At 70.1% G+C, this 15,696-nt stretch carries 11 protein-coding genes and 1 pseudogene; 5 read left to right on the top strand and 7 right to left on the bottom strand.

The genetic code is table 11. The features are described 5' to 3' along the window. Positions 1-3 precede the first annotated feature (3 nt). Complete coding sequence (locus IE136_RS15775) at positions 4-1,812, top strand: sensor histidine kinase (protein WP_229818875.1); 1,809 nt, start codon at positions 4-6, stop codon at positions 1,810-1,812. Between the two features lie 90 nt (positions 1,813-1,902). Here the strand turns inward: IE136_RS15775 and IE136_RS15780 are convergent. The 4 genes and pseudogenes from IE136_RS15780 to IE136_RS15790 form a co-directional block, all read right to left on the bottom strand. Further along, a pseudogene (locus IE136_RS15780) lies at positions 1,903-2,382 on the bottom strand (phytanoyl-CoA dioxygenase family protein); the annotation flags it as partial. Continuing rightward, complete coding sequence (locus IE136_RS15785; RefSeq protein WP_308432418.1) at positions 2,352-2,960, bottom strand: transposase; 609 nt, start codon at positions 2,958-2,960, stop codon at positions 2,352-2,354. The gene IE136_RS15785 and the pseudogene IE136_RS15780, both read right to left, overlap by 31 nt. Beyond that, positions 2,909-3,250, bottom strand: a complete 342-nt coding sequence (locus IE136_RS36595; RefSeq protein WP_308432419.1) for a transposase — start codon at positions 3,248-3,250, stop codon at positions 2,909-2,911. The genes IE136_RS15785 and IE136_RS36595 overlap by 52 nt, the downstream gene beginning before the upstream one ends. A gap of 161 nt (positions 3,251-3,411) precedes the next feature. After that, on the bottom strand, positions 3,412-3,915 hold the full coding sequence (locus IE136_RS15790; RefSeq protein WP_189600658.1) for a GNAT family N-acetyltransferase: 504 nt from the start codon (positions 3,913-3,915) through the stop codon (positions 3,412-3,414). Positions 3,916-4,739: 824 nt separating this feature from the next. Here IE136_RS15790 and IE136_RS15795 point away from each other — a divergent pair. The 4 genes from IE136_RS15795 to IE136_RS15810 all read left to right on the top strand — a co-directional run bounded on the left by IE136_RS15795 (position 4,740) and on the right by IE136_RS15810 (position 11,664). Continuing rightward, positions 4,740-6,725: a beta-galactosidase gene (locus IE136_RS15795; protein WP_189600659.1), complete on the top strand. Its 1,986-nt coding sequence runs from the start codon at positions 4,740-4,742 to the stop codon at positions 6,723-6,725. Between the two features lie 403 nt (positions 6,726-7,128). After that, positions 7,129-8,640, top strand: a complete 1,512-nt coding sequence (locus IE136_RS15800) for a glycoside hydrolase family 43 protein (RefSeq protein WP_229818876.1) — start codon at positions 7,129-7,131, stop codon at positions 8,638-8,640. 52 nt (positions 8,641-8,692) lie between these two features. Further along, a complete protein-coding gene (locus tag IE136_RS15805) occupies positions 8,693-10,447 on the top strand; it encodes a cellulase family glycosylhydrolase (protein WP_189600660.1) in 1,755 nt (584 codons plus the stop codon). Positions 10,448-10,647: 200 nt separating this feature from the next. Further along, entirely contained in the window at positions 10,648-11,664 is a 1,017-nt protein-coding gene (locus tag IE136_RS15810; protein WP_158993420.1) for a LacI family DNA-binding transcriptional regulator, read from the top strand. A 148-nt stretch (positions 11,665-11,812) separates the two neighbouring features. Here IE136_RS15810 and IE136_RS15815 read toward each other — a convergent pair whose 3' ends face one another. From IE136_RS15815 to IE136_RS15825, 3 genes are read right to left on the bottom strand one after another with little or no spacing between them, the layout of a single operon-like run. Then, positions 11,813-12,529, bottom strand: a complete 717-nt coding sequence (locus IE136_RS15815; RefSeq protein WP_158993418.1) for a glycoside hydrolase family 12 protein — start codon at positions 12,527-12,529, stop codon at positions 11,813-11,815. A 37-nt stretch (positions 12,530-12,566) separates the two neighbouring features. Continuing rightward, complete coding sequence (locus tag IE136_RS15820) at positions 12,567-14,765, bottom strand: glycosyl hydrolase family 95 catalytic domain-containing protein (RefSeq protein ID WP_158993416.1); 2,199 nt, start codon at positions 14,763-14,765, stop codon at positions 12,567-12,569. Further along, positions 14,762-15,670, bottom strand: coding sequence for a beta-galactosidase (locus IE136_RS15825; protein ID WP_189600661.1), 909 nt, complete (start codon positions 15,668-15,670; stop codon positions 14,762-14,764). Before IE136_RS15825 ends, IE136_RS15820 begins: the two co-directional genes overlap by 4 nt. Positions 15,671-15,696 lie beyond the last annotated feature (26 nt).

Below are 15,696 nucleotides of genomic sequence, written 5' to 3' on the forward strand. Positions count from 1 at the left end.
CGCATGCCCTGGCACAAGAGCCTGCTGGTACGACTGCTCCTCACCACCATCGCCATCGCCGTGGTCTCCGTGGGAGCCACCGCCTGGCTGGCCGTGCAGACCACCACGCGGGCCATCCAGGAGGAGCGCGGTCAGGTGCTCTCCGACGACACCGACATCCTGCGGCAGCTCAGTGGCTTCGCCGCGACCCACGCCGACTGGAGCGGCGTGCAGTCCCCGGTGCGCGCCCTCTCCCACACCATGGGACGGCGCATCGCCCTGGTGGCGGAGGACGGCCGCACCATCGCCGACTCCGCCGCCCCCGGCACCGCCCTGCCCGCGCGCGCCTCAGCCACCGTCGACCCGCTGAACACCGACACCTACACCGAACCGGGCGCCCAGCTCGCCGGGATCGACCCGCGGGCGGTGGGGCCGTATCTCCTCCCAGCGGCGGAACGGGCACAGGTGAAGGCCCTCGCCCACAAGCGTCTGACCTGTGTGCGCGCGTACCTGAGCGGCGGCAGCGTCCGGCAGCTTCCCAGCGGCCGCTCCGTAGTCATCCTTGACGGGGGAGAGGCGTCCGTCCCCTCGGAATGCGCGGACGGAGCGCTCAGCACCCCCACCCGCACCGAGCAGAAGGCACTGGACGAACTCAGCTCCCTGACCGCCCCCTGCCTCAGCCTGGACGGCGAGAAGGAGCGGGCAGCCACCCCGCCCACCGGATTCGGAAGCGATTTCATACCCGGCTCGACCACCGCGACCGACGCCCCCGGCCGCCGTCCCAGTGGCAGCCGGCAGACACAGAAGTGTCTCGACGACGCGCGCCGCACGCAACTCGACCCGTACGTCGCCCCCAGAGCGAGGCTCTATCTGGGCGCCCTCGGCCAACAGCCCTCGGGCTTCGACCTCTCCCCCGCGAACAAGGCCAGAATCGTCGGTGTCGCTGGGCTGGTCCTCGTCGTCACCGTCGCCATGACCACAGTCGTCGCGATCCGCCTCGTCCGTCCCCTGCGGGCCCTGACAGCCGCGGCCCAGCAGCCACCGCAACGGCACACACGCGTCGCCGTCACCACCAAGGACGAGACCGGCTACCTTGCCGCCGCCTTCAATGACCTCACCGCACGTCGCCAACAACTGGAGGCACAGCGCAAGGCCATGGTCAGCGACATCGCCCACGAGCTGCGGACCCCGCTGACCAATATCCGCGGCTGGCTGGAGGTCACCCGCGACGGGCTGCTCGAGCCGGATCCGGACCTCATCGCCTCCCTGCACGACGAGGCACTGCTCCTGCAGCACATCATCGACGATCTGCAGGACCTCGCCGCCGCCGACGCCGGCACCCTGGCACTGCACCGCGAATGCGTACGCGCGGATGACCTCGTCGCCCAGACGGTGTCGGCCCACCGTACCCGGGCGGCGTCCTCGGACATCCGCCTGCGCACCAGCACCGATCCCGGCCTCAGCCTGGACGCCGACCCGGTGAGGATGCGGCAGGTCCTGGGCAACCTGACCTCCAACGCGCTCCGGCACACCCCGGCGGGCGGCACTGTCACACTCACCGCCCGACAAGCCGGCGAGCTGGCCGTCCTCACCGTGGAGGACACCGGCAGCGGCATCACTGCCGAAGACCTCCCCCACGTCTTCGAGCGCTTCTGGCGGGCCGAGAAGTCCCGCAGCAGAAGCACCGGCGGCAGTGGCCTGGGCCTGTCCATCGTCCGCCAGTTCGTCGAGGCACACGAGGGAACCGTCACCGTCGACAGTGAGCCCGGCAAGGGTTGTGTGTTCACCATCAGGCTCCCCCGGGCGCACCACGCGGACCGACGAACCCCATGACGTGCGCAGCGCGCGGCACAGCCGACGGATGTGCACGCGACGGGCCTCCGGACGAGAGGGTTCACGTCTCCGCCTCGCGCGGGATGGCACGTCCAGCTCCGCGCTCACCTGCGCGTCGTGGAGATCCGAGGTGTCCCACAGACATCGTTGACGCACCCTGGGACTAAAGCGGGTCTTGAACATGTGGCGGCGGGTGTCGCTGTCGTTGCGCCGACCCCCGTGCCAGATGCCGTGGTGCAGAAACACCACCGTGCCGGCCGGGCAGACCAACCGGTCCTGACCGCGCAGGTTCTGGTGGCGGCCGGTGTCCGATTCGTTGGTCCGTCGCACATGGCTGCCCGGCACGCTGAGCGTTCCGTCCATCTCCAGCGTCACGGTCTGCGGGTAGTACATCAACTGGACATCGAAGGCGTCCGGTCGGACGTCGATGATGGCGTCCCCGTGCAACGCCTGCGCGGCCCCGCCGTGAGGCGCGCGCGTATGCACGAACTGGTGGTCCACCCACGGCTCCGGGCCGACCAGGCTGTGCAGTGCCCCTGTCACCTGGGGCAGTTCCAGCAACCTTCGGGCCGGGCCAGGCGACGGGTCATGAGGGCGGCCATCGACCAGTAGATCATCGCCTCGGCACTGGCGATACGACGCTCGAAGTCACGGGCCAGGCGGCGGCTTCGCATGAGGTGCGCGAAGAGACGCTCGACGATCCACTGCTTGGGCACGAATCCCTTCATATTGTCGCTGCGCTTGACGATCGCCAGGACCAGGGTGAACGCGGCCAGGCAGTGCTCGATCAGACTGCCGGTGTAGCCGCCATCGGCCCAGACCAGGGCCAAGCGATGGTGAGCGGCAGCCACCTGTTCCAGCAGGATGTGGGCAGCGGCGCGATCGCCCACATCCGCAGCGGTGACCATCACGCCCAGCAGCAGGCCGAGGGTGTCGACCACGACGTGCCGCTTGCGTCCGTTGACCAGCTTGCCGCCGTCGAAGCCACGGGTGCCGGCGCCGACCACGGCATCCGCCTTGACCGACTGCGAATCAATCACCCCAGCCGAGGGCAGGGCATCGTGCCCTGACCTCTCCCGGACCTGCCCGCAGCCGGTCATGGAACTCCCGGACCAGGCCGCGATCGCGCCAGCGGCGGAAGAACGCATGGACCCGGTCCCACGGCGGGGAAGTCGGCCGGCATCGCCCGCCACTTGATGCCGTTGTCCACGAGATAGCCGATCGCGTCCAGCACCGCCCGGTGGCAGTACGCTTCCGGCTGCCCGCCCTGGCCCTGCATCCAACCCGGCACCGGCAGCAGCGGCCGCACCACCACCCACTCCGCGTCCGTCATGTCGCTCGGATACCGACGCTCTCGCAGGCGATTGTCGGCAGCGTTTCCGAACCGGTGAGCCAGACAGTCACACTCCCGAGTACCCGCGGTGGACTGCACGGGCATCGGCACGCAAGACTGCGGCACCAGGGCCTCCTGATGCTCGGTGATTCGACACCAGCGAGCCGTTCAGGAAGCCCTCCTCGCATGCGCCGAGCACCCGACGATCACCCAATCGAGACGGCCGTTCGAGCACCAAGTCCCCAGAGCATTACGACAAAAGCTACTTACGCGTCGGGGTGCTCCGGCAGGGCGAGCCAGTCCGACCAGGAGATCTCGCGGCCGAGGAAGCGCGGCTGCTCGAACGGCCAATCGGCGGAGATCCACTGCGGCACCAGCTCGTCGAGGGCCTGCTCGACCTTGCTGCCCACCAGCTCGTCCACCACCCACCAGGAGATCTCGCCGTCCGCGCCAGCCCTCTCCGGTGGGTCGATGTAGACGCAGCCGAGCAGAGCTGTCTCCGCCGCGTCGAACAGCGCGTAGTTGAAAGACTGGTGTGCGGCGATCTCCTTCTCGTGCCGCAACAGGTCGGCCTGGTCGGCCTCGTATGTCATGGTGGCCGCGGGCCAGCCCCAGGCTGGGCCGAAGATGGTCCACAGCCGCTCGCGCGAACCCATCACGGCCGGATAGTCGAGCGGGGTGTCCGCCTCCCGGATCGGCCGCAGGTGATGACCACTGCCCGGCAGCGGTACCAGGACGGGATGGACGAAGTCATCGGGGAGCCAGCTCATAGCGCCCGACCGTAGCAGCGCGCGGCCGTCCGCTCCCCTGGATTTTCCCCGTATACCGCCAGGCCCTGCTCTCATGCCGGGCAGTGCCCGCGATCACCCGATCGAGACTCCCGTTCGATCGACAGACTCCATGATCGGTATGGCAACGACCTCTCAGGCTCCCTACTCGGCCGGGCGACGGGGGGACGTGTTGGGGACATCCCGCGCCAGTGCGGCGCCTCGTCGGCGGCGGACCCACTGCGTGTCCCCCAGGCGCGGCGACGCCCGGACCGTACTGGTGCGCATCGTGAACCGCTCGTCACGTGAGCCGTTCGAGCAGGCCGGCGACGCTCCGCGCCCAGCGATCCTGGGCCGCAGAAGGAAAGCCAGGCAGTGGCGGAAAGGACGCCGAGCCCACACCGCTCACCCCTCGGCGGCCGAGCGTGGAGCTGAATCACGCATTGACTTCGAAGCGCTTCGACGATGCCATCGTGCGGGTGAGCCGCCAAGGGGCCAATACGAAGAAAAGTGCCTCACGGCAAGGGTCTTGTTCCCCGCGAAACTTGTCCGTTAACTTACGTCCGGAAGTGAAGCGCTTCGACATCGGGCGCAGGAAGGCCGCCGCCATGAGCCATGAGTTGAACCGCAGAAGCGCCGTCGGCGCGGCAGCCTCGCTCGCGTGAGCGGTCCCACCGACACCCGCCGCTCTCCGGCGGTCGAGCAGATGATCGGCCGGCTGACCGCCGCCCTGCGGGGCGAGCAGCCCGAGGAGGAACAAGTACTGCCGGCACCGACCTGACGGCCCGGCAGAGCACAACTCGACTCTCCGTACCCGAGGAACCGTCATGACGACTCGCAGCATCACCGACCGCCTGGGCGGCCTGGCCTTCGGCGGGGACTACAACCCCGAGCAGTGGGACGAGCCGGTCTGGAAGGAGGACGACGAGCTCATGCGCCGGGCCCGGGTCAACCTCGCCACTCTGGGAGTCTTCTCGTGGGCCTTGCTCGAACCGGAGGAGGCACGCTACGACTTCGCGTGGCTCGACGCCCACATCGACCGCCTCCACGCGAACGGCGTGGCTGTCGACCTCGCCACCCCGACGGCCTCTCCCCCGCCCTGGTTCACTCTGGCCCACCCCGACGCGCTGGCGGTCCGGCCCGACGGCACCCGCCTCGTCCACGGCAGCCGCGACACGTACTGCCTCGCCGCCCCCGCCTACCGCAGCGCGGCCCGCCGGATCGCCTCCGCGCTCGCTGAGCGATACGGCGACCATCCCGCCCTCGCGCTGTGGCACGTGCACAACGAGTACGGCACCCTCTGCTGGTGCGACCACACGGCCGCAGCCTTCCGGGTGTGGCTGCGTGCCCGCCACGGCTCGCTGGACGCCCTCAACGAGGCCTGGGGAACGGCCTTCTGGAGCCAGCGCTACACGTCGTGGGAGCAGGTGCTGCCGCCGCGCGCGACGCAGTGGCACAAGAACCCAGGCCAGGCACTGGACTTCCACCGCTTCTGGTCCGACGAGATCATCGCCGCCTACCGCGAGCAGCGGGACGCGATCCGCGCGCACAGCGACCGGCCGGTGACGACCAACCTGATGCTGCCCGCGTACCAGAACATCGACCTGTGGGCCTTCGCCCGGGAGCTCGACGTGGTCACCTGCGACCAGTACCCGAGCGCACCCGGCCTGGCGGCCGCCGCCGACGTCGCCTTCCACGCGGACCGCGCCCGCTCCCTGGGCGGCGGCCGTCCCTGGCTGCTGATGGAGCAGGGCACCAATACGGTGTACGACGGCGACCGGGTCCTCGCCAAGGACCCCGGTGACATCCTGCGCCACACCCTCGGTCACATCGCGCGGGGCTCGGAAGGCGCCCTCTTCTTCCAGTGGCGGCAGTCCCGTGCCGGCGCCGAGACATGGCACTCGGCGATGGTGCCGCACGCCGGACCCGACAGCCGGATCTTCCGCGAGGTCACGCAGACCGGCGAGGTGGTCGCCCGCCTCGGCGAGCTGGCGGGATCGACGGTGTCCGCGTCGGTGGCCGTCCTGCACGACCCGGACGCGTGGTGGGCACTCGGCGTGGACGGTCTGCCCTCCCCTGAGCTCGACTACCACACGGCACTCGCCCGGGCGCATCGCCCGCTGTGGGACGCCGGCGTCACGGTCGACTTCGCCCACCCCGAACATGAGTTGAGCCACTACCCGCTCGTCGTCGCACCGGCCTTGTTCCTCCTCTCCGACCGGGCGGCCGAGAATCTGCGCCGCTACGTCGCCGACGGCGGGACGCTCCTCGTCCATCACGCGAGCGGCTACGCCGACGGGCGCCTCCACGCCCGCCTCGGCGGCTACCCGGCCGCCCCCCTGCGCGAGGCGCTGGGCATCCGCGTCGAGGAGTACCGGCCGCTGCGGCAGGACGAGCGGATCACCCTGTCGGACGGGTCGCACGGCATTGTCTGGAGCGAGTCGCTGCGTACCGAAGGCGCGGAGACGCTCGCCACCTACACCCACGGCATGCTCACGGGCAGCCCGGCCTTCACCCGGCACCACTACGGCACCGGACAGGGCTGGTATCTCTCCACCCGCCTGGACGACACCGACTACGCCGCCCTGGTCGCCCGCCTGCTGAAGGAGGCCGGCGTCGAACCGGACGTACCGGGTCTGCCGGCCGGTGTGGAAGCCGTCAGCCGACACGCACCCGACGGCCGCCGCTGGCAGGTCCTGCTCAACCACACCCCCGAGGCCGTGCCCCTGCCGGACCCCGCCCACGACCTGCTCACCGATGCCCTCGCCCACGAACTGCCGCCCGGCGCTTGCGCGGTTCTGCGCGGGCACTGATCTAGAAAGGGCCGCCATGGCCACGGAACGAGGGGACCTTCCACTGGGGGCACGAGGCCCTTCACCTCACGATCGTCCTCGATGACGAGGGCAGCCCTCGCCTCACGCACCTCGGACCGCCCGGCGAAGCGCAGCGGCTCTCCGGTGCGTCCCTGCCCCTGGTGGAGGTGACGGCCACGGGTCACGGCCGCAGCTGGTCGGGCAACCGCCTGATCGGGAGTGTCGACCTGCTCCACCTCTCGGTCAGTCGGGCCGTTTCCGGCTGAACGCCCGACAACCGCCGAGCTGAGCCTGCCCCTGCCCACCGCGCCGTCCGCCGTCCCGCTCCGCATCACCCCCACGGATCCCGGCACTCCCTGAACCGCCCCACGCCCGAATCACCAATTGACGAGAGGACCATCGGGTGCCCCCTGTGCCCCAGCCGGACGGACGCTTCACCAACCCCGTGATTCCCGGCTTCCACCCCGACCCCAGCGTCTGCCGCGTCGGCGACGACTACTACCTGGCCTGCTCCAGCTTCGAATACTTCCCCGGGGTCCCCCTCTTCCACAGCCGTGACCTGGTGCACTGGACCCAGATCGGCAACGCCCTGGACCGGCCGGAACAACTGCGGCTGTCGGACGCGTGGTCCTCCGGCGGCGTCTACGCGCCCACCCTGCGCCACCACGACGGCCGCTTCTGGCTGATCGTCACCAACTGCAGCGAAGGCGGCGGCAACCTGGTCGTCACGGCCACCGACCCCGCCGGACCGTGGTCGGATCCCATCTGGGCGCCGGGTGTCCCGGGCATCGATCCCGACCTGGTCTGGGACGAGCACGGCACCTGCTGGTGCACGGTCGCCGGGGTCTCGCAGGTCCGTATCGACCCGTCCACCGGGCAGACGTACGGAACACCGTACAGGCTTTGGTCCGGCGGGCCCGGCGCCAAGGCCCCGGAGGCGCCCCACCTGTACCGGATCGGCGACTACTGGTACCTGCTCATCGCCGAGGGCGGCACCGAACGCGGCCACGGCGTCTCGATCGCCCGCGGCCCTACGCCGGCCGGCCCGTTCGAGCCGTGCCCGGCCAACCCGATCCTCACCCACCGCGGCACCGACCACCCCGTTCAGAACACCGGGCACGCCGACCTGGTGCAGGGCCCCGACGGCTCCTGGTGGATGGTGCTGCTCGGCGTCCGACCCGGCGGCGGCACGCCGGGCTGGCACGTGCTCGGCCGGGAGACCTTCCTGGCCCCCGTGACGTGGGTGGACGGCTGGCCGGTCGTCGGCGAGGTCGCCCTGGACCTGCCCGTGCTCCCGTGGCCGCTCTCCCCCAGCCCCGTCGAGGAGCAGCGGGACGACTTCGAGCTCGCCGAACTGCGACCTTCCTGGATCTCCCTGCGCGACCGGCCCGCCGGACACTGCACCATCAAGGAGCGCCCCGGTTGGCTGACCCTCCGGGCGCGGGGCAGCTCCCTGGACGAACCCGACGTGGTGTTCACCGGCCGACGCCAGCAGCACCTCGCGTGCCGGGCACGGACCCTGGCCGACCCGTCGGAAGGGCGCGGCGGACTCGCCGTCAGGCTCGACGAGCGGCACCACTACGCGATCGAGGTGTCCGGCACGGAGGTACGGGTCGTCGCGCGCGTCGGATCCCTGCGCACGGTCGTGGCCGCACGGTCCGTGCCCGCCGGGCCGGTGGTCCTCGCCGTCACGATCACGGAACCGCCGCCCCCGCACGGACCGTGCACCGGACCCGACGTCGTGTCCCTCGGCGTCGAGTGGCCCGACGGCACGTTCACCGAGCTCGCGACCCTCGACGGCCGCTACCTGTCGACCGAGGTCGCCGGCGGCTTCACCGGCCGCGTCATCGGCATGTACGCCGCGGAAGGCACCGTCCACTTCGACTGGTTCGACTACGAGCCCCTCGTCGGCTGACCCCCTGACCACCGCTCCGACCACATCCGCACGACCGACCGAAAGGGACACCATGAAGGACATACGGCAACACTCGTACCACCGCAGTCGCGGCCCCGGCGGCCTGGCCGCCCTGCTGCTGACGCTGGTCGTCATGCTGGGGCTGACCGGCGGCAGCGCGCTGGCCGCGCCCGACGGCACGAAGAAGTCGTCACCGTCGACGGTCAGTGTTCCGGCTTCCGCCATGGACGCGGTCGCGGCGATGCAGCCCAGCTGGAACCTGGGCAACACACTGGACGCCATTCCCCACGAGGATTCCTGGGGCAACGGGCAGACCACCAAGGCGACGTTCGAGAAAATCGCCGCGAAAGGGTTCCGCAGCGTCCGTATCCCGGTGACCTGGAGCGACCACCAGTCCGCCACCGCGCCGTACACCATCGACGCCACCTACATGGCCCGCGTCAAGCAGCTCGTCGACTGGGCGCAGGACAGCGGCCTGTACGTCGTGCTCAATGTCCACCACGACTCGTGGCAGTGGGTCTCGAAAATGTCCACCGACCACGACAACGTGGTCGCCCGCTTCAACTCCACCTGGAAGCAGATCGCGGCGGCGTTCCGGGACGAGCCGCGCTCCCTGCTCTTCGAGGGCATCAACGAGCCGCAGTTCGAGAACGCCACGGCAGCGCAGAAGACCGAATACCTGAATGAGCTTCAGGTCTCCTTCCACTCGATCGTCCGCTCCTCGGGCGGCGCCAACACGAACCGCCTGTTGTCGCTGACCACGCAGTTCGGCAGCGGCGACCAGGCCCACCTGGACGATTTGCACAAGACGATCATCTCGCTGAACGACCGTCAGCTCGTGGCGCAGGTGCACTTCTACAGCTGGTACCCGTTCAGCGTGAACATCGCGGGCGGCACCCACTACGACGACGTCGCGCGGAAGCACCTGGAGGACACCTTCGCCAACCTGCACAACACCTTCGTCGCCAAGGGGGTCCCGCTCTATCTCGGCGAGTACGGTCTGCTCGACTATCCCAACCACTTCCACCCCTCCCGCGTCGAGCGGGGCGAGGCGCTGAAGTACTTCGAGCATGTGGGCTACGCGGCGCGCAGGTACGGCATCACCACCGCCCTGTGGGACCCGTTCGCCTACCTGAACCGCGACACCCTCCAGTGGCGTGACGCGGCCCTGTTCGCCTGGATCAAGTCGAGCTGGACCACCCGCTCGGGCACGGCCTCCTTCGACAAGGTCTTCGTGCCGAAGTCCAGCCCGATCACCGCCAAGTCGCTCACCCTGAACCTCAACGGCACCAAGTTCCGAGGGGTGTGGCAAGGCGGCACCAAGCTGGTCGCGGGACGGGACTACACCGTCTCCGGCAACCAGCTGACGTTTACCGCCAGGGCGCTGACTCACCTGGTCGGCAACCGCGCCTACGGCGTCAACGCCACGCTCCAGGCCCGGTTCACCAGTGGGCTGCCCTGGAACATCGGCATCGTCACCAACGACGTTCCGGTGCTGACAAACGCCACCGGCACCACCAGCTCGTTCACCATCCCCACCCAGTACCGGGGCAACGACCTGGCGACAATGCACGCCACGTACGCCGACGGCACCAACGCCGGCCAGACCGACTGGACCCCGTTCCAGGAGTTCAACAAGGCCTTCTCGCCCGACTACCCGAACGGCACGATCATCCTGACCCCCGACTTCCTCAACGCGCTCCGCGACGGGGAACCGGCGAAGCTGGTCTTCCACTTCTACAGCGGTGCCACCGTCACTTACCACGTCACCAAGTCCGGCACCTCAGTCACCGGTACGGTCTCCTGACCTGTCGCTGTGCTCGCTCTGGCCGCCCGCTCCCCCGGGCGGCCAGAGCGAGTCCCTCGTGGCCCGCTCTTCCTTCGGAAGCATCGAAGCGCTTCGATGTACAGTGGACACACTGAGGCCGACACTCAGGCCGACGCGCATTACATGCGTAAACATCACGCGCGGACTAGCGAAGCGCTTCACAGAGTCGGGAGAACTGAATGGCAACCCTCGCCGAGGTCGCCCAGCACGCCGGAGTGTCGGCGAGCACAGTGAGCTATGTCCTCAGCGGCAAGCGGACCATCTCCACGGCCACCCGGCTGCGGGTGGAACAGAGCATCCGCGAGCTGGGATACCACCCGAACGCGGGCGCGCGTGCCCTGGCCAGCAGCAGGTCGAACATCATCGCGCTGATGGTTCCGTTGCGCACCGACATGTACGTGCCGGTGATGATGGAGATCGCTGTCGCTGTCGCCACGACGGCCCGGACGCACGGGTACGACGTGCTGCTGCTGACCGGCGAGGAGGGTCCCGACGCCGTCCGCCGCGTCACCGGCAGCGGGCTCGCCGACGCGATGATTCTGATGGATGTCGAACTCGACGACGAACGCCTGCCCTTGCTGCGCGGTACCGACCAGCCGTCCGTGCTGATCGGACTGCCCGCCGACACCTCAGGGCTGACCTGCGTCGACCTCGACTTCGAGGCGACCGGCGCGTTGTGCGTCGAGCATCTGGCGATGCTCGGCCACCGCGACATCGCCGTCATCGGCGAGGCCCCCGCGGTCTACGAACGGCACACCGGCTTCGCCGAGCGCACTCTCGACGGACTTCGTTCCCGGGCACGGAAGTCGGGCGTCAGGGTGTTGCACCGGCCGTGCGGGGGCGGCTACGACGCGATGAGCGTCACCCTCGCGCGCATCCTCGACGAGCGCCCGGGCACCTCCGGGTTCGTCGTGCAGAACGAGCAGGCGGTCGAGCCGCTGCTCGCCCTGCTGCGCCAGCAGGGCCTCGCCGTGCCCGAGGACGTGTCGGTGGTCGCGGTCTGCCCGGACCAGGTGGCCGTCCAGGCCTCGGTGCGGCTGACGTCGGTCGCCATCCCCGCGCAGGAGATGGGCCGGCACGCGGTGGAGCGTCTGGTCGCCAAGCTCGACGGCCGCGGCACCGACGACGTCGTGCTCATCGCACCCGAGTTGACGGTACGGACGAGTACAGGGCCCGCGCCCACCGCCGCCTCCTGACCTTTTTGTTCACCATGATGCCGTTCTTCCAGGCCCGTATCCCCGAGTACCCGGACGCGCTGCACGGCGTTCCCCGACGCCATGAACTGCGGGCCGAGGTCGACCGCGCCTGGACAGGACGCGGACCGACCTCGGCTCTGATGTCCGGTCAGCCGCCGGTGATGGTCAGGTTGTTGGTGTTGAAGTTGAGTCCGCCGGACGACGAGGTGATCTCATAGCCGAACTGGACGTCGCCGATGGTCTCGTTGCCGGGCATCCAGCCCTTGGTGTGGGCGATCCAGTTGAGGACCGGCTTGATGTCCACGGTGCCGGAGTTGGAGTCGGACGTCCGCAGGAACGAGAACACCTGGTTCGACCCGTTGGTGCCCTTGTAGACGTTCCAGTTGTGGCCGCCGAGCGTGACGTTGGCCTGCCAGGTGCCGATCGGGCCGACGGCTCCGTTGTAGTTGACCCAGAGCATGATCTCGTACTGGTGGTCGGTGTCCCAGATGTCGTACGACGTGTTGTACGCGCCGGACGACGGGATGCTGACGTTGTAGTTGCTGGTGAGCCGGCCGAGCGAGTCGATCGTCTTGTTGATCGTTTTCGTCGAGTTGGGGTAGGACTTGATCCCCCCGGTGTTGGGGTGGTTGGCCCAGACACCCCAACTGGTGCCGGAGTTGGCCCAGACGCACTGGCTGCCGGCGCCGGATCCCCAGATGTTGTTGTAGAGCATGTAGCCGTCCAGGCTGGTGCTGCCCCATCGGTCGCAGGAGTTCCAGACCGCTGCCGAAGCGGGGGCGGAGGCGAGGCCAACGGTGGCACCGAGAGCCATCGCCGGCGCCAGCACCGCCATGGTGATCTTGCGTATCGTGCTGTTGACCATGGTGTCCCTTCCACGGGTGGGAGGAATTGCGGAGGTGCTACCACGCCCCCTGAGTGAGGACGTGGTCCTCTCCGGCGACGAGATCGATCGGCTCCGCGTCACCGGAAGAAGTCCTGACTTCGATACGGACCGAGCGAGTCGGCTTCAGAACCGCCGTCGCCCGGCCTGGCGCCCAGGTCAGTTCGACCTCGGCGCCGAACCGCGTGCGTACGCCCGTGAGCCGGCCCGCCGGGAGGGAGGGCGGCAGCGCGGGCAGGAGGACCAGTCGGTGGGGGGTCGACTGGAGAAGCATCTCGATCAGCACGGCGGGCAGGGTGTGGGCGGCGTCGGCGTTGTAGACGTGGCGGTCCGGGTAGTGGGCGCTCATCAGGGAGGCGTGGAAGAAGTCGCCGTCCAGGACCTGGCCGAGGGCGTGGGCGACGCGTTCGCCGTCCCGGAGCCGGGCCGCGACGAGCGCGTGGTGGAGGTGGCCGTGGGCGGAGTCGTTCTCGGCGCCGCGCAGTTCGAGGGCGCGGTGGGCGGCGGCCGCCAGGCCGGGGGCGTCGTAGGGGGTGATCTCCTCGAGCGGCCAGACGGCGTAGAGGTGGCTGAGGTGACGGTGGTCGTAGGAGTCCGCCAGGCCCGGCCACGCCCATTCGGCCAGGGCCCCGTCCTCGTTGATCCGGTGCGGTGGGAGCCGGTCGGCGAGGGCGCGCCAGCGGTCGGCGTCCGGGGTGTCCGGGTGGTAGTCGGCCGCGGTGCGCAGGGCGTGGCGGGCCGCCGAGAGGTCCATGGCAGCGTTGACCGTCACCCAGCTCGCGTCTGCGGGGCGGTTCTCGGGTGAGTAGGAGGGGACGACGACGAGCTGGCCGTTGTCATCCGTGCGGGTGAGAAAGTCCGCGTAGAACAGGGCGACTTCGGCGAGGGCGGCGGCGGTGCGCGGGTCGCGGACGCCGTGGGTCTCGTCGTGGTCGACGAGGGGTTTGAGCAGCCAGTCGGCGCCCGCGGTCCACAGGTGCAGTGGGTACTCGCGGCTGAAGTGGTACGAGTGGCCGGACTCGCCGTCGGTGTGGGCGGGGGCCACCACGCCCCGGGTCCCGAAGACCGCGCGGGCGTTGTCGCGCCAGTCGGGCAGCTGGCGGTGGATCAGGGCGGCGTGGGCCTCGGTGACCTCGGGCAGGCCGGCAGCCGCGGCGGAGGCGGTCTGGAGGTTGAGGTTGGCATCGTTGGTGAACGCCCCCGACCAGGCGGTGTTCCAGTCGCCGGTCCACAGGCCGGTCAGGCGGGGCGGGAAGAGGCCGGCGGAGGACAGCAGGTGGTAGCGGCCGGCCGCGAACAGCCGCTCGGTCAGGGCGGGGTCACGCGGGCGCTTCAGCAGCTCCGAGCCCGGCAGGGCCCGTCCGGCCGGGGCGGCGGCGAGGTCGAGGGTGACGCGCGCGTAGGCGCGGCGGTGGAGGGCGGCGTGGCGGTCGAGGAGCTCGTCGTGGTCCATGGGCAGGTCGCGCAGAGCGCGGCCCTCCGCGGTCACGTCCAGTTCGCCGGTGTGCCGGCGGACGCGGGTGAGGAGCAGCACGGACCGGGCTTCCTCGACGCGCGCGCGGGGCGGTGCGAGGGTCGTCGTGCCGCCGGTGACGACGACGAGGGTGACGCCGGTGAAGGCGCGGTCGTCCTGCGGGTAGCGGGCAAGCAGGCTCAGCAGGGCGCCCTCTGCGGTGAGGACGGCTCCGTGGCCGACGCCCAGTCCGTCAGGGGCGCCGGGGAGCCGGTGGTCCAAGGAGATGTCCAGGGTGAGGCCGGGGGCGGTGACGTGCTGGACGATCACGTCGTCGGCGCGGGAGACGAAGACGCGGCCGGTCCAGCCGGCACAGGTCGCACTCACCACACCGGTGGTGAAGTCGACCTCGCGGCGGTAGTCGTGACAGTCGCCGGCGGGCCGGTCCAGCCTGACCTGGAAGGCGGGGTGGAAGGGCCGCACCCACTGGAGCGGGCGGCCGTCCGTGAAGCTCTCGGCGGCGGTCACGTCGCCCGCCAGGAGGCGGTCCTGGAGGGCGGGGAGCTCGCCGGCGAGCTGCGGGGGCCTGGGGTTGCTGCCATGGGGCCGTACCAGGGTGTGGTGCGTGACCACGACCCGCTCGACGTTCGGGTCACCGAACACGAGGGCGCCGTGCCGGCCGTTGCCGCTCAGGAAGGCGTCCTCCCAGCGGGCGGCCGGCTGCGGCTCCCAGGTGCCGTGGACGGGACCGGTGAGCTCGGTCATGACCGGAGCACCGCCGCCCCGTAGCGGCCGAGGGTCACCCGGTCGGTGACGGCCGTCCCCGTCAGCAGGTCGCGGTGGGTGCCGGGCACCTCGACGGTCACCGGATCGAGGCTGTGGTTGAGGACGAACAGCACCTCGCCCCGGCGTACGGCCTCGACCTGCTCGGGAAGGCCGTCGAGCACCGGCGTGTGGCGGCGGACGATGTCCCGCTCCGCGGCGTAGCACTCCAGGAGCATGTCGGAGGTGAAGCGCCGGAAGTCCAGAACCTGACCGGGGTTGCGCATGTAGTGCGGCATGCGCGGCGGCAGGATGCCGTCCCAGGTGTCGTAGCCCTGGCTCCAGAAGGCGGTGCCCCAGGCCTCGTTGAGGGCGTCGAGGGTGCCGTACTTCTCGCGCAGCCAGCGGCGGAAGGCGGCCGCGGCCTCGTCGCCGTAGTCGAAGGTGCAGTATTCGTTGTTGATGTGCCAAGTCAGGGCCGGGTGGCCGCCGTAACGGGCGGCCAGGTCCTCGGTGATGGCGGCGTCGTAACGCCGGTAGGTGGCGCTGGAGTGCGAGAAGTGCTGACGGCCGCCCCACCACTCGGTGCGGCCGTCCTCGGTGACGGGCAGGGTGTCGGGGTGCAGCCGGCCCATCCAGGGCGGTGGTGAGGAGGTGGGGGTGGCGAGGGCGACGCCGATGCCGTTCTCGTGCATCAGGTCCATCAGCGTGTCCAGTCGGCCGAACTCCCGTGCTCCCGGTTCCGGTTCCAGCGTCGACCAGGTGAAGACACCCAGGGTGACCGAGTTGACCCCGGCCGCCTTCATCAGCCGTACGTCCTCGTGCCAGGTCTCCTCGGGCCACTGCTCCGGGTTGTAGTCGGCGCCGAAGAGCAGGCGGCCTCGTGTCGCGTCACTCAGGCCGGGCATCAGACGGGCTCCCCGTACTGCACGCC

Source organism: Streptomyces lateritius, from assembly GCF_014649715.1.
Classification (GTDB): domain Bacteria; phylum Actinomycetota; class Actinomycetes; order Streptomycetales; family Streptomycetaceae; genus Streptomyces; species Streptomyces lateritius.

What these genes read in the sequence shown, in the direction of transcription:
- IE136_RS15775 (WP_229818875.1), top strand. Translation starts at nt 4, where the DNA reads ATGCCCTGGCACAAGAGCCTGCTGGTACGACTGCTCCTCACCACCATC.
- IE136_RS15785 (WP_308432418.1), bottom strand. Translation starts at nt 2,960, where the DNA reads ATGCGTTCTTCCGCCGCTGGCGCGATCGCGGCCTGGTCCGGGAGTTCC.
- IE136_RS36595 (WP_308432419.1), bottom strand. Translation starts at nt 3,250, where the DNA reads ATGCCCGTGCAGTCCACCGCGGGTACTCGGGAGTGTGACTGTCTGGCT.
- IE136_RS15790 (WP_189600658.1), bottom strand. Translation starts at nt 3,915, where the DNA reads ATGAGCTGGCTCCCCGATGACTTCGTCCATCCCGTCCTGGTACCGCTG.
- IE136_RS15795 (WP_189600659.1), top strand. Translation starts at nt 4,740, where the DNA reads ATGACGACTCGCAGCATCACCGACCGCCTGGGCGGCCTGGCCTTCGGC.
- IE136_RS15805 (WP_189600660.1), top strand. Translation starts at nt 8,693, where the DNA reads ATGAAGGACATACGGCAACACTCGTACCACCGCAGTCGCGGCCCCGGC.
- IE136_RS15810 (WP_158993420.1), top strand. Translation starts at nt 10,648, where the DNA reads ATGGCAACCCTCGCCGAGGTCGCCCAGCACGCCGGAGTGTCGGCGAGC.
- IE136_RS15815 (WP_158993418.1), bottom strand. Translation starts at nt 12,529, where the DNA reads ATGGTCAACAGCACGATACGCAAGATCACCATGGCGGTGCTGGCGCCG.
- IE136_RS15820 (WP_158993416.1), bottom strand. Translation starts at nt 14,765, where the DNA reads ATGACCGAGCTCACCGGTCCCGTCCACGGCACCTGGGAGCCGCAGCCG.
- IE136_RS15825 (WP_189600661.1), bottom strand. Translation starts at nt 15,670, where the DNA reads ATGCCCGGCCTGAGTGACGCGACACGAGGCCGCCTGCTCTTCGGCGCC.